This is a genomic window from Wolbachia endosymbiont (group B) of Philonthus cognatus (assembly GCF_947179345.1).
Classification (GTDB): Bacteria; Pseudomonadota; Alphaproteobacteria; order Rickettsiales; family Anaplasmataceae; genus Wolbachia.
On record NZ_CAMXBG010000002.1, the window covers coordinates 980,543 to 1,001,685 of the forward strand.

Consider the following 21,143-nt stretch of genomic DNA (forward strand, 5'->3'; position numbering starts at 1 on the left):
CATCTCTTGGCACCAACCGGTTGACCGATTCGCACTGATGCGTAGACTCAGATGGCAAAACATCTGGTTTAATAAGTTTTAGAATCCTTTCAGTTTCTTTCTGAATGAATTCCTCTCCTTTTAAACAATATGACCGAAGACTTTCAGGTCGCACCATTTCGATGACAAATCTATTAACAATAGAATCTTTGCAAAGGACATCAACAATACTTTGTTTATCAGAGGCAATCTCAGGGTCCATGATAGTGCTTAAGAATTCAATTTCTTTTATTTCATTACTTCCAGAAAATCCTAAGATATCGTTCAAAAAGTGGATAAGAATATTTTTATTTTTTTCCGTTCCAAAGATACGACGAAAAGCTATATCATTGCGTGCATCAAGAAATTTAGAAATGGCCATAGTACTCAGAGAAAAATTAATAATTATACACTATTCTGCACAAATATTCAATATTTTTACGTCTAAAACCGTATTTGTTAAGCTTCAAATATAAAGAGTGACTTTTATGGAGTGGAATGTTAGGTAAGCAATTTCAAAAGAGTTTCTCTTTGCCACTCCAGTTCATTTAAGCGTAAGCCTCTAAACAATAGTATGTTCCTCATTAGTTACAAATTCTTCGACATTGCTATTTTCAAGTGAATTTGAAGGCCTATCATAATAGGATACGATTGCAGCAGCAATTAGACAACAAACTCCAACTGCTATTCCTACCGCTAACATTCCTGAGTAAACTGCAATAGCTATCCCTGAAACAATTCCAGCTATTGCTAATGTGAAAGCACATACAGTAGGCAGTTTATTTTTTTCTTTACTTCGTGGAGCATCATTATTTAAATTACTCGGCTGTTGATTATTATTTTGAATACCATTTGTTTGATCTGTTGCTACAACTGAAGTTTCTGAGTGTAATCTTCCTAAAACTAACGGTGTGTTATTTTCCTCTAGAAAAATTGACTCATTAACATCTTTAGATTTTTCATCTGTGTCGCTCTCTCTAATAGTTGCACGACTTTCATTATCATCTTCTGCATCAAAAAACTCATCATCACTGTTCTCATCAATTTGAGCTTCCGTTTCTCTTGTAATATTCTCTTGCTGATTAGATGGCTCTTGTGCAAAATCTTTCATTTCTTTTACCCCTGACAGTCCATTGATGATAAGTTTGTATTCATCCTTATTTGGTATAAGTCCATAGTAATTCGGTAAATCATCTTGAATATGTTCATAAAAATATTTATTTATCTCTGCTAAAATTTTTTGCCGTTCAAGGGTAATTTCTTCAGGATTATCAATATTTACATTGCATATAGCAAAATCTTCAAGAGCTTCTTTCAATTCTGGATGAGATTCCGCATGTTGAACTAGATTCTTAGCCAAATCTTCCAGAAATGGTTTAATGTTCTCTTCTGTAATAACATTTTTCTGTGCTTCTAGTTTTTGTTCTTCTTCTAAATAGCGATCATATTGATCCACGATCTCAGAGCTAATTTCGTTTATACTAATCATAATTTGACTCCATATACCTGGTGTACAAGCACTTTCATTTTCACCATATGTTGTTGACGCTACATATATTTGTTTTAGAAGAACGAACTCTTTTTGCTCTCTCCAGATCTTTTCTATATCTAAGTCACTGATTTCTTTAAACAACTCATCTACTTTTTTACCGTCATCTATAACATTTAATAATCCATGTAGTTCTTCTTTATTAAACTGTTCTTTATCGAGGATTACGCTATTTCCAAGTTTTTCTTTTACCTTAGATGATTTGTTCTTTACCAAATCTGGATTTTGTTCCATAAGAGTGACTAGCAACTCCTTTTTTTCTTCCAGTGGAACGGAAAAATTATCAATAAGTAGTTTTATATAACCTATAGATTCAGGTATAGTAATCTTTGCATCATCTCTCGTATAATCATATTGTAATGGTTCTGTAGGGTGTCCTAGGTCATATTCACCAAATTGATTTTTCCTTAAGTATTTAGTGTTTAATGCATCTTTAGCTTTGTCGATTACAGTTTTTATAAACTCTTTGTCATTTGGTACAGGATTATCACCTAATGTTTTCTCCATCACACTTCTTTTTTCACTGTCAGTTGAACTGAGAAACTTTAGTCTTATTGGATCATTCTGATATTGTTCAAGTAGTTCTATACTTTCTACGTAAGAAGTCGCTGCTTGCTTTAACTGTTCTTCACTGGCTTCCGTGGATTCAACCAATTTTTTAGTAAAAAACTTTATCCGCTTACTTACTGAACCTCTATGAACAGATTGACGGTCTCGTGCAATGTGCCAGTCATCTCTTCTTTGTTCAGGTATCATACCACGTTTAAAGAAAAAGTTTTGCATTTCAAGGTCGTCGTTATAGAAATGAGATAGTGTGTGTCCTTGCTCATTTCTTGAATTAATTAGAAAAGGATATTTATCATAGTCATCGAGCAAAACCTCTATTCCCCCTTTATAACCATGTTGTGCAAGATCAAAAAACAAACTCCTTATAGTGCTTTCATCTAGCTTGGGAACATTACTCTTAGATTTTGCTCTTGCTTGAGACCATGATTTTTTCAGACGTTTACAAAAATCCATAGGTTCGTTATTAAATTCTGTACGAGTAATTTTATCTATGAATTCGCAGTATTTCTCAGATTCGGCTAAAGCTTTTGCTTCTTCGTTACCAATCTTATTGAGACTTAAATCAAGTTGAGCAAGGTTTGTAAGATTACTATCAGCTAAAGCTTTTGCTCCTTTCACACAAATAATATTGGCACTTAAATCAAGTTTAGTAAGGTTTGTAAGATTACTCTTAGCGAAAGCTTCTACTCCTTCGTTACCAATATTATTGCCACTTAAATTAAGTTGAGTAAGGTTTGTAAGATTAACATCAGCTAAAGCTTTTGCTCCTTTGTTACCAATCATACACCAAATGAGAGAAAGTTCTGTAATATTTTTGTTCTCTTGCAAAAAGCTTATCAAATTATTGATATCTACTTGTTCACTAAAAACATATAATATGTTGCCTTTAACATACTCACTGAAATCCATTTTTATCCTACTAATGTTATTTAATTAACAATTATAATAAATGTTCTTAACAATCGTCAACTTTATGAATATATTAACTGAACTATATTATAGTTTGCAGAAAATACTGGATTCTATAGCGTTACAACAAATTTAATCATTTACTCTTTTAAAAGATGCAAGAAAAATGCCTACCTTTGTGAGAACACATTGCGTAAAAATAGGGTTGTGTAAACAAAAATGCAAAACTGTTGCAACAAAGCTAGGCAAGCCATTTCGTATATAGATATGGATAAAATGGGCTAATATGGCTAGTTTTAGCGTGTAATAAAATCACCATATAAAAAGTTCGTATGGTACAAATGGGTAGGGTCGAGAACTGGCGCGCCTCTTTAGGGTTTGGTGGCTGATCCATTATTTTCATGTTGGTCCTCAATCCAAAATTCCCATGTTTACGTTTCCAATTCCCGCCTCATCAAACGCAGCATGCGGATTTCCCGCACTACGCTTTCCTAGTAGATTCTTACCAAAGTTTATAACATATTGTGCTGGTAAGGCTTTCGGAACGTAATATCTTATTCTATAGTCCGAATATAGACCAAGGGTCTCATATATACATTCGCTACTCCACCTTTCCCAACCAAATCCTTTTGCTTTTCTGGCTTGCATCATATTGCGTCTTGTTTTCTTCTCTACCCACTGTTTAACGTAGCTGAAGCTTCGACTTGAGTTTCCTATTCTAAAGTAGTTTACCCACCCTCTCAATATTGGATTGATGATCTGAATCACTCTCCTTATTGGTTGCGATTTATAGTTACTGAATACCTTCTTCAACTTTTGAAGTAGGCTTGTTCGTGTTTTCATCTGTGGTGTTATCTGTACTCTCCACTTTCCTTGTTTTGTAATTTTCTTTCGAAAGTCAAATCCTAGAAAGCCGAATGTTTCTCCTCTCTTTAGATTGGCAATTTTTGTCTTTTCTTCATTTACACTTACTTCTAGTTTTGCTAATTCTTCTTGTAACCTTTTGTACACTAATTTCTCGAGCCATTCCCATCTCTGGTGCCCATCTATCAGTATCACTAAATCGTCTGCCCATCTGGCGTATTCTATACGTTGATATTTTTCTTCCCTGGTCACCTCTTTTGCTCTCTCTAGCATTTTGTCTACCTCATTGAGGTATATATTGCTCAACAACGGTGAGATCGGCGACCCTTGCGCTATTCCTCGTTTTCCTCCTACCTTAAGGATTAGCTTGATCAAGTGCATGATTTCTTTATCATTTATTCTCTTGGCAATTTTCTCCATGAGAATATGATGTCGTACGTTATCAAAATAGGATTTCAGGTCTACATCAATACATTTTGTATTGCCTTTGATTGCTGCTTTCGCTACTCTGCTTACTGCTTCATGCGCTTTTCTCTTGGGTCTATATCCATATGATCCGTCCTGAAAGTCAGATTCATATATCGGTTCAATTATTAGCTTTAGTGCACTTTGCACTATTCTATCCCGGATGCAGGGTATGTTCAACGTTCTGAGTTTTCCCCCAACTTTTGGTATTTCCTTTCTCCGGTTCCTATTTGGGCTATAGGTTTTGGTTATTAGTTCATGTCTTATTTGCTGAAGATACTTTTCTAAGCCTTCTGCCTCTATCGATTTGAATGTTACCCCATCAATTCCTGGTGCCCCATTGCTTTTCTTTGTTAGCTTATATGCTTCTTCTAGTGTCTCCATCTTGCAGACGTGTACATAGATTCCCCAGAATCGCCATTCCGGTTCTGCTTTCGCTTTGATATATATCTTTCTTCTCAGGTCTTGTAATTTTATTGGCATTTTTGTCATTTTTACCTTTACCTTCCTTTTGTTAAAAGATCTCTACTAGTAGGGTGCCTTTGCTCCATGGGCGTTACCCCACTTCTTCGCTACTACACACCCATCCGCCACCCTTTCATCTTCGGTTCATTTCCTGTTTTCCAGTTATAGAACCTACCACTCCAAGGTTTTTCTCCTTGGGATGAGGAGGGTTTCTCCAGTTGCTTTATATGTCCTTATTACCATGCTGCCACTATCACCCCGCTAAAGTAGGTATGCTGTATCATTCGTGTTTCAGCCTCCTATATTGCTTTCGCCCTGGTTCAGTGGGCTCGGCCTTTAGTACTTAGAGTTTTTCCGGGGCCACCCATGTGTTCGTTTTCACTGCGGCCTGGTAATTCGCCATTATCCTACGATAACGTTGTCGGTAGGCTTCAACATTTTGGTTTCCCTCCACATTGCTACCCTAGCTACAGGACTCCGACTTTTATCCTGGTGGGTCTGACTCCCACTGAACATCTTCACCTTCTCTGGACACACTAGACCATAAGATCCCAAAACAAACTCTTCTCGTGCGACCCGAAAGTCATGAAATCGTGATGGTTAAATTCCATCCGCCCTAACATCGGGTTGAAAGCATAATCCACACTTTAGAAAAGTGGCGACTTTCTAGGGTGCAAGCATGGATTAAAAAGGGGTAATATTAAACTTTGTAATAAATCCCCCTAAGAAAGTTAGATATGGTTACGAAAGGAACTTATGTCTGAATTGTCGTTATTCGTGATATGCGAAATAAAGTTGATACGCATAAACCAAAAGGTACGGAGGAATGAATAATTGGAATGAGAAGGTCTAATTAAGATGTTTTCAATCTCCCGGCAAATAGTAAGAACCTAAGTCTAACGTGAAACGATTTCATGGAACGGAGTAACCACATGGAAGCTCTTATTATCCTTTGTTTAAAAAGGATAACTAAGAAGGTGGCCCACTGAATGCTTCTATGTGGAGGGATTGTTTAAGAAGCTAATGCCTAAAGTAATATTTGGGATATGCAGACGTAAACACTGTAGTTTGGAAGGTAAAGTTGTGAATAGTAGTGAATATGTTATGAGCCAACAAAATGTTAGGTATGAATGGAATGAAACTCCCTGGCGTAAGCTGGAGAAATCTTCATTTAAGCTACAAAAACGAATTTACCGAGCTTCTAAATGTAATGATATCAAGAAGATGCATAAACTTCAGAGATTATTACTAAAATCAACAAGTGCAAGAATGCTCGCTGTTAGGAGGGTAACTCAGGATAACAGAGGGAAAAAGACTGCAGGTATTGATGGAAAGTCTAATCTTAATAAAAAGGAAAGATTGCTATTAGCAAATTCTTTAAATATAAGAGAAAAGGCAAAGCCATCAAGAAGGGTATGGATCCCAAAATCTGGTAGGCCATCGGAGTATCGCCCGCTCGGTATTTCTACAATAGCAGATAGAGCAAAGCAAACACTTGTCAAAATGGCACTAGAACCGGAATGGGAAGCAAAGTTTGAGCCTAACACTTACGGTTTTAGATCTGGTAGATCGTGTCATGATGCAATAGCAGCTATATTTATCGCACTTGGTCAGAAAACAGCATTTATATTGGATGCTGATATTTCCGGATGCTTTGATAATATTAAACATTCTGCACTGCTCGAAAAACTTAATACCACACCAACTCTAAAGAGAATTATAAAAGGATGGTTGAAAGCAGGCATTATGAAAGATAAAAAGTTTAATCCCACTAAACGTGGCACAATTCAAGGTGGAACAATTTCTCCATTACTTGCATGTGTAGCACTATATGGACTAGAACAAAATATCAAAGAAGAACTTAAGGAAGAACTTTTCCAATATGCGAAAAAGAAATATGGTAGAGTATCTCGCAAACAGGCACAAAATTCAGTTAGTGTAATTACGTACGCCGATGATTTTGTGGTTTTACACGAGAGCGAAGAACTTGTCTTGAAGGCAAAGGTTCTAATCGAAAAATGGCTAAAACCCGTCGGATTAGAATTAAAGTCATCAAAGACAAGAATTGCACATACACTAAAATCCCTAAATGGGGAAAAGCCAGGATTTGATTTTCTTGGATTTTCAATAAGGCATTATCAAACACGTCAAAATAAGAGTGGTTACAAGTTATTGATTAAACCAAGTCGTAAATCTATAAGCCAACACTTGTTATCTATTAAACATAAGCTTAAAGAGTTGCGAGCAGCACCACAAGAAGCTGTAATAAAAGAACTTAATCCAATAATAAGGGGTTGGAGCCAATATTACACCTCTGTAGTCTCAAGTAAAGTCTTTAACTTACTAGACTACTCTATGCATAACAAACTTTGGAAATGGGCTGTCTATAGACACCATGACAAAAGAAGGTGTTGGGTCAAAAGAAAATACTTTAAAAAGTATGGTAGCGACAATTGGAGGTATATGGTAAGTAACAAGCTATATCTTATTAGACATAGGGATCATGCTATTAAACGATATATCAAAGTAAATGGAAATAGGTCTCCGTATGATGGAGATTGGCCATACTGGGGGAATCGTTTAAGTAAACTACCAGATCACGAGTAATAAAATTACTGAAGTTACAGCAAGGTAAATGTAATTATTGTTATCTTTGGTTTAGGTTTAACACATGTACATCATCAAGATTGCAATAATAACATGAAAAATCTATCCTTGCTTCATAAGCACTGCCACGATCAATTACATGGAAGTATGCATACCAAATTAGAGAGAAGCCGGATGATGGGAAACTATCAAGTCCGGTTTTGAAGTCGAGTGGGGAGAGGTGACTTTCTCCACTTAGATAACACGCTAGCTGGTTTTTGGTGCTGGAAATGGCTATATTATTTAAGTTCTTAATAAAATATATTGTCAAATTAGCGCTAATCCATTCGAAAATCGTAAAGAAAATCAGAGTAAATTTATAGCAGAAATAAAATCTAAAAACAAAATGGGCAAGCTTTGTCACAGCACTGGAAGCCCAAAACTGTAAATAAAGCAGCCTAAAAATAAAATACCAAAATATGCATTATAACTTGCTTTGCCGATCTTGACTAATTACTATATGAGAAGCTTGATATAGTTAGATTTTTATGTAAAACAAGCGGGGGTTTTTATGCTGAAGGTAGAACACCAAATAGATTATTCAAAAAAAGAAGGGGTGAATTCACAGGTCGTTAAGCCACTGGAGGAAGAACAGCGTATAAGACAAGTTAAAAGATCTTCTCAATATAGCCAGGAGCAAGATTTACAGCAGCAACTTGATAGTAGGCCTAGCTTAAAGCGCTTTAAACGTTCAGATGATAACTTAAAGTTACCAAAGAATTTTAAGGTAGGACAAGCGATTGCAGATGGAAACTGTTTCTTTGATTCGTTTAGACAAGGACTAGAACAACAATTAGGAATAAAAGTTACCGTTAAACAACTGCGGCAACATTGTAAAGAGTTTGCACAAAATAATCCACCAGAATGGTTCATAAATGCTATTGCTAACAGTCATGATAATAATGGTGTGGTGCGTAAGGAAACTCCAGATTCTTATACAGGAAATATTCTAAATAGCAATAGATGGGGTGATCCTGAAGTTGAAGGTAGAATACTTTGTGAAAAATATAGAGTAAAGCTACATGTTATTGAGAAGCATAATGTAGATGGAGAAGAGGTACGTACAGATCAAATCATAGATAGTGAAAGTTCTAAGCCTGTAAATAGTATGAATTATAATGAAGAAAATACTATACACGTAGTAAACGGAGGTAATGCACATTTTGAACCAGTACTTAATAAAGCAAAAATAAGAAATGCAATCCAGCAAGAAAATCATCTATCTTCTTCTTATAATTACCAGCCTGTTGATTCTATTAATAATAGAGCTGATTCTTCTCAACCAGGAATTCCTAGTCAACAAACTTCCCTTGATAGTCAACCCAATCAGCCAAACATTGATAATCAAAGAAAATCTTACGTGTCACAAGTTAATACCAATAGTCATGAAAATATAGAATTAAATAGATTTTTACTGCTGTCATCTAGGGAATCATTCGAGAATGAGTATCAGAAACTTCATACTAAAAATGAAAAAATTATTCATTATGATACAGAGAGGAAGAAGTATTATTATATTAATAATCAAGGAAAAGTTGACATAGATGTAAAAGACATTGGTTATAAAAAAAGAAAAAATCTTTATCTTCAAACTTTAAGTGAGCTTGAAAAAACGATACAAGCAGGAGATATTAATAGATTAAGAAATTTAAGTAAATTAATTAGCTTCATACATGGAATAGAAGATAAGACATTGATAAAAACATTTTATAATGATGACAGTAACCCAATTAGAAATACCAATTTGATCATTTTAGCATGTAAATATAATCAGCCTAAATTGCTTGATTATCTGCTCAATCAATCTCAAATTTTACATTATTTATCTAGTGAAGGCCATATAAAACAAGTTGATATGAAGAAGACAGCATTCTATCACGCTATGTGTTCTGGTGATGTTAAATTGCTTGAAATGCTTTACGATTACTGGTCTGGTGACCTTCATTGGTTAGGACATAAAACAAGATATGATGAAAGTCATGTAGTTGAAAATTTAAAAGTATTGAATCAATTACTAATTAATGCTCGTGATGATTATGAGAAACAATTAGAGATTAGAAAAGGATTACCTCAACAAATGTTAGTTGATATTTACAGTATAATTAAATTTAATTCTTTTCAAATTGAGCTATATAGTGAACTTAGCAAGTTAAGAGCTAATAGTAAGATTGGTACCACGGATCCTTCTGAGGCTATCACTAGAAAACATGAGATTGAAGCTATAAAAAACATGATTCTTACTATTTTCCGTGTGTATGAAAAATATTCAAATGAAGACGAGGCTAGGTTACGAAAATCTTCACTTAAAGATGAAGCAGGAATAAAAGAGCTTTTGCTAGATAAAAGCACATTATACTCGAAATACATGTTATACACAATGTATGAATTATACTTTCGCAAACTAGATTTTAACGTATCCTTACTAATTTTAGATAATTTATACTTGCTAAAGCAAAGGTTAAAAATGCCAGGTAGGTCATATCAAAAAATAGAATCTAAGCTATACCATTTTATTTATCACGTTAGTGAGGGTTGGGGCTTTTACTTACCTAAGAGAAGAGAAAAATTAACAAGTATAGATATAGGGCTTCATAAAGGTTTTTTTGTTGGTGTAAAATCAACTATTGATCAAGACAGATTAGGTTATAGTGCAGTAATATATCTCGAAAAAAGAGATTTTCAAAAATGCTTATATAAATTTAAAGATGAGCTTGAGAAGACTAGTATTATAGATAATATCAGAGAAAAAGTAACTAAGATGCCTGATGAGGAAACGAACAGTTTGACGCTGTTGCCATATATGAGAGATGATTTTTCTCTTAAGAAAATTTTATATTATATGAAAGAACTATCATCAGTAGACTTAAAAATGGAAAAGGAATTTGGTCAGTTAATTATTGAGAGAATTTTGCAAGTAATTGGAGAATTTCTTAAGAGTACTGATGAATCTCTTCATTTATCACCTGCTACAGAAGCGTTACTTCAAGTAGAAATACCTATAGAAACAATTAGACAGCTAAAAAGCTTAAGAGATTTGTTATCTCATGTGGATAAAGGACAATTACTCACAAGGATAGAGATTGAAAAAAACAAAGGTGATATTTTTGATAAAGTTCATGAGGACTTACAGAAAATAAAAAAAGGAATTAATGAAGTTATTAAGATTCATAAACCGAGAGTAGATAAGGCATTAATTCAAAAAGGGATAGATCTTCTAAATGAAAGGATTAAGGAAATGCCTGAAGAAGTACGGAAGCCTGAGGTGCTTATTTATTCTAGCATGGTAGGAGATATAATAAATAATTATGGTTATTTTTTTAAGATGTTTCAGGATGGTTTTTTCAGGCGCACTTGGAGTCACACTGGTCTTTCAATGCAACTTCTGAAAGAAGTTACGTTAATCTCGGTTAATCAAAACATGCTGGTAAAAAAAAGAGAGAGTGCTAGGAAAAGTATTAACGGTATTATGATGAGTAAGTTTACACAATATATCAAAACTATACAACACATACTACAACGTATTGACAATCATAATAACAATTGGGATCATATTAAAGGTTTGTTACTTCAATTAAAAGTTAACATTAGTACACTGGATTATCCCAACGAAGAAGATGTAAATAAAATCAGGAAGGAATTGAAGGGTGGTGACATAACGTTGGAGAATAAGGAAGGAACCTTATCACCTATAAGGGAAAAATTGAAGCTAGTTGGAGATTTAAAGCCGCAGTGGAACTTTATTAAAAGATTACTAGAGTTTATAGTGAAAGAGGTTGATTTTTTTGATTCTAACCCTCTTGAAATAAAAGGTAGTTACTATACAGGTTATTTTGAACATAGCATTATTAACAGTTTCCCTAGCAAAGAAGGGGTGAGGAGTATTAATCTCCTCTTGGAAATGATAGAGGGAGAGTTGTATAGAAATGGTCATAGTCATAGTGTACCTCCAAAAACTGTATTATTACTTGAAAGCGATGAATTTAAAGGAATAAAAGAGTTAGAAAATATGCTAAATAAGAATAACTATGTCACTAAAGAGGAAAAAGATATTGTATTAAATAATATTTCCGCTGAAAAAAAAGAGGTTGGTTCTGCAAAATTAAGATTGATTAGCCATTATAATAAGAAAGTTACCTTGGAAAGAGATGAATACGAAAGGTTAGTCAATATATTGGAGATCAAAAAACAAAGTAAAGGGGAATTAAAATCTGGTTATAGTGATACAGAAAATTTTATAAGTCATCAGAGTGTAGTAAAAGACTCCCATAGTAATTATGAAAGCCTATTACAGAAGCTAAATGAAAATGTTCCTATTGATAGAAAAGATCACACAAAATTTGTTACATCACTTAAACTGAATAATAAATCAGAAAAAATACTGTTGAACCTAGTTATTGGAGAAAAGCGAGATCCTAAGCTTCTTGAGTGTTTAAGTAATAGGGTAACTCTATTAAAAAAAGTTTTATTAAACACGAATGAGACACCAAAAAATCAACTAGTATTACGCTACATGCATGACAAAAAGTTTCGAGCACTAGTAGAATTACTTCTTATTGATTTAATGAATATTTTGAAAGAAAGTAAGCAAAAGAAATCACTGAATAAAATTTCTAAGTTGCTGGCCGAGATTAATTTGCGTAATATCTTAGAGCATGGTAATCCCTTGCTTGAGATAGTTGGTAATGTATTAGATTCAAATGATTTACCAACAGAACTAATCTCTAAGGCTTTAACATTTACTGAGGATGAAAAATCAATTAATGCTCTTTGTGCATTAATCGGAGAGGATATAGATCCTGTTAAAATTAAAAACAATCAGATAGATATGCTGAGTCAAGAGCGGCAGAATTTAGTTAATGAATTAAAAAAAGCCAATAAGTGGCAGGATTATTTAAAGCTCATTCCCACAGATTATCAGCAACAGAGCCAGCAAGGAGGGAGCAAAGTATTGAATCAAGTTGATGATCAAAAAGCAAAAGATGAGGGATTACTTAAGGCTGTAAAAGAAAAAGATGCCAGTGGTACTCGAAATTTTATTGATCAAGGAGCAAACGTTAATTTTATTGATGGTCATGGTAAGGCATCTATGCACTATGCTGCTATGAGTGGTAACAAAGAAATAATTGAAGTGCTACTAAAAAATAATGCTAATATAAATATTGCTGATAAAAAAGATGGCAGAAGTCCGTTACACTATGCTGCTATGAATGGTCACGAAGAAGCAGTGAAAATTCTACTGGTAAAAGGTGCCAATATACGCATTACTGATAAAGATGATAGGGGACCATTATACTATGCTAATCAACGTAAACATGAAGATATTTTTTTTCTACTTGCTCGTGATTTAACTGTACAAGTTGGTTACTCTCTAAAAGAATGTTTACCAGGCTCAAGTCATAGGAAGAAAAGAAACGCTGAAAATGAATGTTTATTTACGTGGGAAGATGTAGATGAGTTTAACGAAGAAAAAGATGAAATAAGAGATCTCAGTAAGATTAATATAGATAGTAAGAAGTTCATTCGTTATCTTGAAAATCTACCAGAGGAAAAACGTTCTCAGCTTATTCAATTAGCAAGTGAGGTTAAAATTGGAGGTAATTCTCAAGGCCTTGTGAGTAAGCTTATCAGTAATCAAAAAGTTATGAGTCATCTGAGTAGAGTTGGAAGAATCTCAGGCATGACTATGCATGGCATGATGGCTAAAAATGTATTAGCTGACTTTTTAAATGGAGATTATCAAGGTGTAGCAATTAATGTTGGTTTTATAGCAGGTGGTCAAGGATTTGCTAAAGTTGCTGAAGCTGCATCTCTCAAAGGGCTTAAATTAGCTTCAGAAGGAAAGTTATTACTTGGTAGATCTTTAAGAGCAGCATCTCCTTTCCTTGCTCGTGGCACTTCTGCCTTTGTTGTCTATGACCTAGTAAATCAGGTAAAAGCATTTAAAAATGGTACTGAAGAAGCATTGGTTGGCGTAGTAGGAGATAGTATTTACTTAGGTGTTGATGCTGCAGAGATTGGTATAGAAATTGCTGAAGCTTTTGAGGTATTAGAAGGAGTATCATCTATTACTGGACCTATAGGAGCTACAATTGGCGCTGTAGTATTTGTTGGTACTGATATTTACATGGCAGTAAAAAGAGTTGATAAAATTGACCAGATTATTCATCTTAAGGGAAATGAAAGATTTATTGAAGGGTTGCGTGCATTTATTGGTATGCAACCTGAAAAACATATAGAAGAGTTAATAGAAGAAAAACAACTTTATAATCAATTAGTTAAACAAGGACTTGAGTATTTAAAACAACATAGTGATATTCAAAGCTATGTCTTTCCTACTGGTAAGTCGGTTGTAGATTCTTGTCGTAAAGTATCATATAAAACAAGTATATGTGACAGCGGTGGATTGGGAGGTAGATGTTTAAAAACACGTACAGTTACACGTTATGCTGAGGAATGTACAACCAAGTTTGAGGTAGATTTAGACAATACAGTACAGCTTGATAGAAAAAGAACTGATATAAAATGGAGCAGAGCAAAGCCAGATAATCCAAGTGGTGGAGAATTGTTTTGTTTACCTCGAGGAAATCATGAACGTGTTCCAAGTTATGGATCTTATTTATGTGAAAATGCAATTGGTTTATCTACTAAAACAGGGAATCATACTCTCATTAACTTGGGAGAAGGTACAGATCATGCAAAAGGATTTATAGATAGTCCGAATATCTTTGTAGTGAATAATGGATCTAAAAGATATTTCGGTGGTAATAAAGACGATATATTTATTTTACAGGGAAGCTCTATAACAGGATATTTTTATGGAGAAGGTGGAGTGAACACTTTAGATCTTACATCATTTGCTCCAGAAAAAGAATCTATAGATGTAAAATTACATATAGGACAGGTTGAAGATTATTATCGAAAAAACTTTTTTGGAATGAGTGGAATAAATAAGTTCTTAGGTAGAAAAGCTAAAGCAGATCAAGTGTTTATTACATGCGATAGTGATACTAGTGATATTAAGTTTGTAGATGGCCAAAGTGGTAGTGAAGGATTTGTAGATCACATAAACATACATGACAAGGATTGCGCTTATGAGATGCAAATAGTGGTAAGGCCTAATACCGTTATATACAATCGAGCATTGAAAGGAGATTTTCACTATATTGTACCATATGCACTTGGTAGCGCTAAAGTTGATTTCATTTATACTGCTGAAGCATTGAACTTAAATAATACTTTTGCATTTGAGTATGAGCCTGCTCAGATAAAAAATGTCGACGTGAGAAATATAAATGTACTAAATAAGACTTCACATATAATCACGTTCAATTTTTCACCAATGTCAGACAAGGAATTTAATATAACAATCTCTGGTGCATCTAATCCTTCTTATAGACTAGGTAATAATACTGAAATAAAAGTAGGAAATAGGGGCAACCTGTATATGCTTGAGAACATTAATAAATCAGTTGATGAAATTATAAAGGATTACTTAGTTGTAGCAAATCGACTAAATAGAATGTCATTCTTTATACAATCACTATTAAGCAATGAAACTGTTGCAATAGGAAGTGGAAATTACGAGGTAATACATAATAATCCACTACAAAAGAGTCACTTAGTGGGCAATGGTGGTGAAAATGTATATGTGATTGATTCTAAAAGGTTTGAAATTCCTCTACCTGAAGTGGTTATTTATGACCTTGATGTAGAAAGTTCAGTAGATACAATTGACTTGAAAAATTTAGTACAACAAGCAAAAGGTAAGTTCTCAAATAGTTTTGAATTACAAGTTCTAAAATCTGCAAATGATTTGTTATTAAAAGCAACAGTAACTGAAGTAAAGCCAACTGAAGATTTGCCTGTCAATAAAATAATAAAACATGAGTATTTTACTGTGAGATTAAAAGATGGGATTAATTGGTATAACAAGACTCATGTGATTATGGACAATGTTCCTATGAGAATTAACCTTGATAACAATGAGTGGAGTTTAAAACCATTACCTTTAGTATTTGAAAAGGATAAAGAAGTTATTATTGTAACAAGTCAAGATGTAGAAGAAAATACAGAATTAATAACACCTAGAAAAGGAGGAAACTATACGTTTGTTCGTAGTAATAGTAATGATCTAATGATAACGAATGCTTTTGATGCTAGTATTACTAAGAATGACCTATGTAGTATTACACTCAGTAAGTTTTATGAAGAACCTAAAATGGGAACATTATCAATAAAGTTTGCTGATAAAGAAGTAGTCTTGAAAGAGCATCAGGAAGAAATAAGTAGTGCAAGAGACGTGAATGTTGTGAAAAAAGAATATAAGGATCAAGTCTATAATGATGTCTTCAATCATACAAAAAGTAGTCCAGAAGTTATTATGTTATCTGACCAACCTATGGCTCACAAGCATAGACATAGCAGACGCAGACAGCAAACTCGTCATCGTCGCAGTGAGAATATTACAAGTAATGGTACAAGACCATCTTCATGGATAAATGATTTATTTGGTTGGGTAAAAAGCTCAATAAGTGGATTATTAAGTTCTAAATCTGAGGGAACGTCAAATACTAAGAGTTCAATCTCACAAGTTGATGCAAAAATGGATGTAAATGGTACAATAATGTTGCTTGACGTGCTTGTAAGAAAGTTTACGGGTAAAAAATATATATCTGGAGCAGATCAATCTGTACCTTTATTAGAAGCAAGAGGTTATGCACTCAATATTACAAAGGGATTTGAGAAAGTAGTAGAGCAAGCTGGATTAAAAAGTGGTGTATCAATGCATCGATTAAATATTGATTATATAGGAATGCAGAAAGAGATTACTAGAAAAGTCATGAGTGGTAAATTTAATGAAATTTCAGGGATTTTAAAATTGTATGTAGAGAAAGCATGTCCTGATGAAGAAGCTGGTAAATTAAGTCCGAAGAAATTTGACAAGTTTATAGCTCAATTTAATAAGGGTCTGCTAAATCAATCAATAGAGCAGATATTACACAACAGGGATGGTAGATTAGAAGTTGATGATGCAAAGCAAATGAGTTTAGAGCCTCAAAGTTATTTAAGTAATGCTTCAGTTCACAGCCATTCAAAAGTATCAACTTTTCTTTCTGAGATAGGAGTAACCAAGCTTAGGGGTAATCTCAATAGGTGAGTTATAATATAAGGGGTGGAGCTATAATATGCCAAGTAGTGGAAAATTTAAAGTGAGGGTAGCCAAAATAATTAGGGAAACCAGTAGCAAGTTTGATAGTCTTAATACTAAAATGGATGAAGTAGACATTAAATGCTAAGTGGTTAATGTGTTTTCCATATTGAACTTACAGCACATAGCTTTGATATAGAAGTTTGGGTAACGTTATGATAGTAATTTATATAATTCTATGTGCAATCTTTATAGCCATTTTAGACAGTTCACTAGATTCTTAATGAGGGGATATTTCTAACTTAGAGAAGGTTTTCATAAATGTTGAAGTGAATAAGTAGGAATATTATGTTTTTTCTTTGAGTTGTGAAATTTCAGAATGAGAGAGACCGGTAATTTGAGCTATAACATCTATAGAGACACCGGCCTTGAGTGAGTTTTTTGCAACTTCAATTTTACCTTCAATTTTACCTTCAATTTTACCTTCAATTTTACCTTCAATTTTACCTTTTTGATGGCCGATTAGAATGCCTTTTTCTTCTCCAACCCTAACACCTTCATCAAATTTTTGAGCAAAAGCAGCCACTTCATCCATTAGACGTTTTTTCCTTTGCTCGTATGCTAGTAACTCTTCTTCTGACCAATTAAACTTATTCATCTCTTCATAAGCTCGTTTTATTATTACGTCACTACCAACTATCTTATCTAGATCCTCTTCCCTTGTTTCTCCTGCATATCTAAAAAAGTAACACCATTTTTCTACTATATTTTCTAGTTGGTCTTCTTTTGTCTTTATAAATTTTGGTAGTTCTATGAATACGAAGTAAAAATCCTTTAAGTCATGTTCAAAGCTATTTTGATCTAAAATGACATGATTAGATTTGTACTCAGCCTTATCTGGAAAAATAATACAATCAGCAACAGCAATAAAGATAATTTCTTTGAGGTTATGATAATCATCACCTTGATCAGCTTGACTTGAGTAGGCTTTGGCAGCATAATATTGAGCACGTTTTTCGAAGCCCTTGGTCTTAGTGAACTGCATTTCTATAATATATCTTGAACCTTGAGAGTCTTTACAAAGAACATCGACAATACTCTGTTTTTTAGCGGCAATTTCAGGGTCTAAAATGGTAGCTAAGAATTCAACATCGTGAATAGCAGCCAAGCCAGTAAAGCCTAAAATATCGTTCAAGAAATGAATAAGAATATCTTTATTCTTCTCGGTGCCAAATATTCTTTTGAAGGCATAATCGTTGCGTGCATCAAGAAATTTAGAAAAAGCCATGAGAAAGTAAGATAAAAAGCATTAATGATTATACACAATTGTGAAGAAATATTCAACTAAAATGCAAACATTTTGTATATCTTTATTTTGTAGTATTAACCTATATAATATTTATGGCAAATATCTCGATAAGGTACCAAATAGCGCAAAAAGTAAGGAGCTGGAGGTTAAAAAGAAAATATACCCTAAAAGATTTAGCAGGCAAAGCAAACATAAACTATCATACACTGATAAGATACGAGCAAGGAACATGTGGCATTCCAACTGAAAAGTTAAAAATCCTAGCAGAGGCGTTATCAATTCCTATTAGAAATCTCTTTCCAAGACGAAAAGTGCTAAAAGAGAGCAGTTGTTTTGATGAAGCTAGGAGCCAGGAAATGTATAATTTTATAGAAAAATACAAAAGAATAGAAGGACGAAAAGCAATTTATGCATTAACCAAATCTATCCGAACTGAGGAAGAAAGTAATATAAAAGCAGCAAGAATAAGAATTGCAAAAGATCTAGTTAAGGCAGGGTTTGCTACTGAGATTATCTATCGAGCAACAGGCTTATCAATTGAAGAATATGCTGATAAAGAGAGATACGAGCCAAACAGAGGGCAAGAGATCAAGAAGTGGAGAATAATCAGAGGATATACACAAGAAGAGTTAGCAAAAAAGCTTAATGTGGGACCCTCGCAAATACATCATTATGAGCAAGGTAGCGTTACTCTTTTAAGTGAAAGGTTGTGGGAGATAGCAAGAGAATTATCAGTGGATACTGAAGATCTGATAAAGGAATACAAAAAAAATGATTGCAAGGATGGTGAAGCAGAAAATGAGTTATTAGGTTTGGCAAGAGAATATAGAAAAATTGACAATCAAGAATCACGAGATGAGCTAAATATATGGGTAGAATTTCTATTGCAAAGAAAGCAAATTTACAAAGAGAAGATTGATAAAATAGAGGGAATGAAAGTTGCAAATAATTTACTTCAGTTAGGTTTTTCTACTGATGTTATTTCTAAAATAATTGATTAACAACAACCTTTTTACATAACTTGAAAATAAATATGTATTAATATCTTTACCTATTCATGAAAAAATAAGTAAAAAAGATTGAAAAATTGATTTGACTTCACTCGGAAGCTATGGCTCTATGCCAATGCTGATAAAAAACAGCAGTAAACAATTAAAAACAATTTGTTATTAACGAGGAGTATATTTTATGAATAATAGTGAAAAACTTACAGAAGAAATAGAGAGAGTATTACAGAGTGGAGGAGGAAGTGCTCTGTTTGATCGTGAAATAATGGCAGTGCTTCTAGGAGCAGTTCATGACAGAAAGCAAGCACAAGATGTTACTAAAACTTTAATGGATAATTGCCCAGGAATAGGAGAAATTTTAGGACGAGAAATCGATGATCTGAAAATGATAGAAGGAATGACCGAACATGCAGCCGCAGCAATTGAATGTGTTAAAGAAGCTTACAAGAGGGCACTAAGAGAAGGGTTAAAGAGAGGCCCGGTAATGGATAGTCAAGAAAAGCTGATAGAGTATGTAAGGGTAAACATAGGCTTTTCAGCAAAAGAAGCTGTTCAGATAATATATTTGGATAAACAGAACCGTTTGATAAGAGATGAAGTTTATTTTGGTACAATAGACGAAGTACACCTATCTGAAAGGAAAGTGGTAAAAAAGGCGTTATCAATGGAAGCAGCATCAATAATATTAGCTCATAATCATCCAGGAGGGAGTTTGGAACCGTCAGAAGATGATAAGGTTATGACTAGAGAATTAGTATCAGCATGTCAAGGAGTGGGAATTGAACTAGAGGATCACATTATTATGACAGACAAAGGATATTGCAGTTTTAAGGAAAGAGAGCTGTTAGTAGGGTCGAGAACTGGCGCGCCTCTTTAGGGTTTGGTGGGGGAGTGTTAAATAAACTGTGTCAAACCGCATTTTTAATTCAACTCAATTTTCAATCTGTTCGGAAAGAAAATATCAAGTTGAGACACGGTTAATGCCCAATTTTGTACAGACATTGTCCATTTCTCTTCCACCTTTTTTATAGCACAATATACCTGTTTGTACAAGGCACTTATGCTGGTAAATGAGCCCTTGGTTTTGGTAAATTTTCTGATTTGTCTATGCAGGCCCTCAATTGGATTTGTAGTGTAAACCAGCCTTTTCACTGGGTCAGAATACTTAAAATAGCCAGACAAATTTTCCCAATTATTCTGCCAAGACTTTATAACCATTGGATATTTCGTGCCCCATTTTTCATCCAGCTCCAGCAAATAATTTTCAGCAATTTCCTTGTTTGAAGCCTGATATATTTTCTTCAAATCGCTCATAAAACTTTTCACATCTTTGCTAGACACATATTTCAGCGAGTTCCTTATCTGATGCACTATACATAGCTGCACCTCTGCATTAGGGAACACGCTATTTATAGCCGTAGGAAAGCTTTTCAGCCCATCTACACAAGCAATTAGAATATCCTCTACACCCCTTTCTTTGAGGTCATTTAACACACCGAGCCAAAAGTTAGCTCCCTCACTTTCAGCCAAATAGAAGCCCAAAACCTCCTTTTTGCCTTCTTGATCTACACCTAATATGTTATACATGCATTTGCTTACACACCGTCCGTCTTCTTTGACTTTGAAGAACATGCCGTCCATGAAAACTATCGGATATACAGACTGCAGCGGTCGACTGCGCCATTCATTTATCACTGGCAGTAATTTGTCGGTAATGCTTGATATCTCTGCCGCTGATATTTTGTGGTCATAAATTTCTTCAACATGCGATGCTATATCTTTGTAGCCCATGCCACTTGCAAACATACTCAGGATCTTTTTTTCAAGCTCAGGATGTAGATTAGTTTGCCTTTTCTTAACCGCCTGAGGTTCAAAACTCCCATTTCTATCTCTTGGCGTGAAGAGTTCAAATGATCCTGAACTTGTATTCAAAGTCTTTGAATTTCTACCATTTCTTCGGTTGTTTTCTTCGCTTTCAGTTGACAAATGGTTTTCTATCTCACCTTCCAGGCTCACCTCTAGCAGTTTTTTTATAAATGGTGTTAATGCACCATCTCTTCCTGTCAATGGTCTTCCTTCTCGTATAGATGATAAGATATTTGTTTCTAATTCTTTATAGTCTACCAAACCGGTAGTTCTATTTGCTATTTTTTGACTCATGTCAAACCTCCATTTTTTATATCAATTTATTACTTT

At 34.1% G+C, this 21,143-nt stretch carries 9 protein-coding genes and 1 pseudogene; 4 read left to right on the top strand and 6 right to left on the bottom strand.

What is annotated here, in order from left to right:
- Positions 1-154: 154 nt before the first annotated feature.
- The 4 genes and pseudogenes from ONG78_RS07970 to ltrA (ONG78_RS06530) all read right to left on the bottom strand — a co-directional run.
- A pseudogene (locus ONG78_RS07970) lies at positions 155-400 on the bottom strand (PD-(D/E)XK nuclease family transposase); the annotation flags it as partial.
- Between the two features lie 180 nt (positions 401-580).
- Positions 581-3,043: a TomO hydrophobic C-terminal domain-containing protein gene (locus ONG78_RS06520; protein ID WP_264377972.1), complete on the bottom strand. Its 2,463-nt coding sequence runs from the start codon at positions 3,041-3,043 to the stop codon at positions 581-583.
- A gap of 241 nt (positions 3,044-3,284) precedes the next feature.
- Positions 3,285-3,446: a hypothetical protein gene (locus ONG78_RS06525; protein WP_264377973.1), complete on the bottom strand. Its 162-nt coding sequence runs from the start codon at positions 3,444-3,446 to the stop codon at positions 3,285-3,287.
- An 8-nt stretch (positions 3,447-3,454) separates the two neighbouring features.
- Positions 3,455-4,864: a group II intron reverse transcriptase/maturase gene (ltrA, locus tag ONG78_RS06530; protein WP_264377598.1), complete on the bottom strand. Its 1,410-nt coding sequence runs from the start codon at positions 4,862-4,864 to the stop codon at positions 3,455-3,457.
- A 996-nt stretch (positions 4,865-5,860) separates the two neighbouring features.
- On the opposite strand from ltrA (ONG78_RS06530), the gene ltrA (ONG78_RS06535) reads away from it, so the two are divergent.
- Together ltrA (ONG78_RS06535) and ONG78_RS06540 are read left to right on the top strand one after the other, a co-directional pair.
- A complete protein-coding gene (gene ltrA, locus ONG78_RS06535) occupies positions 5,861-7,444 on the top strand; it encodes a group II intron reverse transcriptase/maturase (protein WP_264377797.1) in 1,584 nt (527 codons plus the stop codon).
- A 550-nt stretch (positions 7,445-7,994) separates the two neighbouring features.
- The gene (locus tag ONG78_RS06540; protein ID WP_264377974.1) at positions 7,995-16,640 is read left to right on the top strand and encodes an ankyrin repeat domain-containing protein; all 8,646 of its coding nucleotides are present in this window, start codon (positions 7,995-7,997) and stop codon (positions 16,638-16,640) included.
- Between the two features lie 337 nt (positions 16,641-16,977).
- On the opposite strand, the gene ONG78_RS06545 is transcribed toward ONG78_RS06540, so the two are convergent.
- A complete protein-coding gene (locus tag ONG78_RS06545) occupies positions 16,978-17,919 on the bottom strand; it encodes an Rpn family recombination-promoting nuclease/putative transposase (RefSeq protein WP_264377799.1) in 942 nt (313 codons plus the stop codon).
- A 113-nt stretch (positions 17,920-18,032) separates the two neighbouring features.
- On the opposite strand from ONG78_RS06545, the gene wmk reads away from it, so the two are divergent.
- Together wmk and ONG78_RS06555 are read left to right on the top strand one after the other, a co-directional pair.
- Complete coding sequence (wmk, locus tag ONG78_RS06550) at positions 18,033-18,941, top strand: WO male-killing family protein Wmk (RefSeq protein ID WP_264377800.1); 909 nt, start codon at positions 18,033-18,035, stop codon at positions 18,939-18,941.
- Positions 18,942-19,128: 187 nt separating this feature from the next.
- Positions 19,129-19,824 carry a JAB domain-containing protein gene (locus ONG78_RS06555; RefSeq protein ID WP_264377801.1) on the top strand — a complete coding sequence of 232 codons (696 nt, stop codon included), beginning with the start codon at positions 19,129-19,131 and terminating at the stop codon, positions 19,822-19,824.
- A gap of 44 nt (positions 19,825-19,868) precedes the next feature.
- Here the strand turns inward: ONG78_RS06555 and ONG78_RS06560 are convergent, their stop codons facing one another.
- Positions 19,869-21,107 carry an IS256 family transposase gene (locus ONG78_RS06560; RefSeq protein ID WP_019078875.1) on the bottom strand — a complete coding sequence of 413 codons (1,239 nt, stop codon included), beginning with the start codon at positions 21,105-21,107 and terminating at the stop codon, positions 19,869-19,871.
- Positions 21,108-21,143: the final 36 nt, after the last annotated feature.

Excerpts from the sequence above, each read along its gene's own strand:
- ONG78_RS06545 (WP_264377799.1), bottom strand. The coding sequence starts at position 17,919 with ATGGCTTTTTCTAAATTTCTTGATGCACGCAACGATTATGCCTTCAAA.
- ONG78_RS06560 (WP_019078875.1), bottom strand. The coding sequence starts at position 21,107 with ATGAGTCAAAAAATAGCAAATAGAACTACCGGTTTGGTAGACTATAAA.
- wmk (WP_264377800.1), top strand. The coding sequence starts at position 18,033 with ATGGCAAATATCTCGATAAGGTACCAAATAGCGCAAAAAGTAAGGAGC.
- ONG78_RS06525 (WP_264377973.1), bottom strand. The coding sequence starts at position 3,446 with ATGAAAATAATGGATCAGCCACCAAACCCTAAAGAGGCGCGCCAGTTC.
- ONG78_RS06555 (WP_264377801.1), top strand. The coding sequence starts at position 19,129 with ATGAATAATAGTGAAAAACTTACAGAAGAAATAGAGAGAGTATTACAG.
- ONG78_RS06520 (WP_264377972.1), bottom strand. The coding sequence starts at position 3,043 with ATGGATTTCAGTGAGTATGTTAAAGGCAACATATTATATGTTTTTAGT.
- ltrA (WP_264377797.1), top strand. The coding sequence starts at position 5,861 with ATGCCTAAAGTAATATTTGGGATATGCAGACGTAAACACTGTAGTTTG.
- ONG78_RS06540 (WP_264377974.1), top strand. The coding sequence starts at position 7,995 with ATGCTGAAGGTAGAACACCAAATAGATTATTCAAAAAAAGAAGGGGTG.
- ltrA (WP_264377598.1), bottom strand. The coding sequence starts at position 4,864 with ATGACAAAAATGCCAATAAAATTACAAGACCTGAGAAGAAAGATATAT.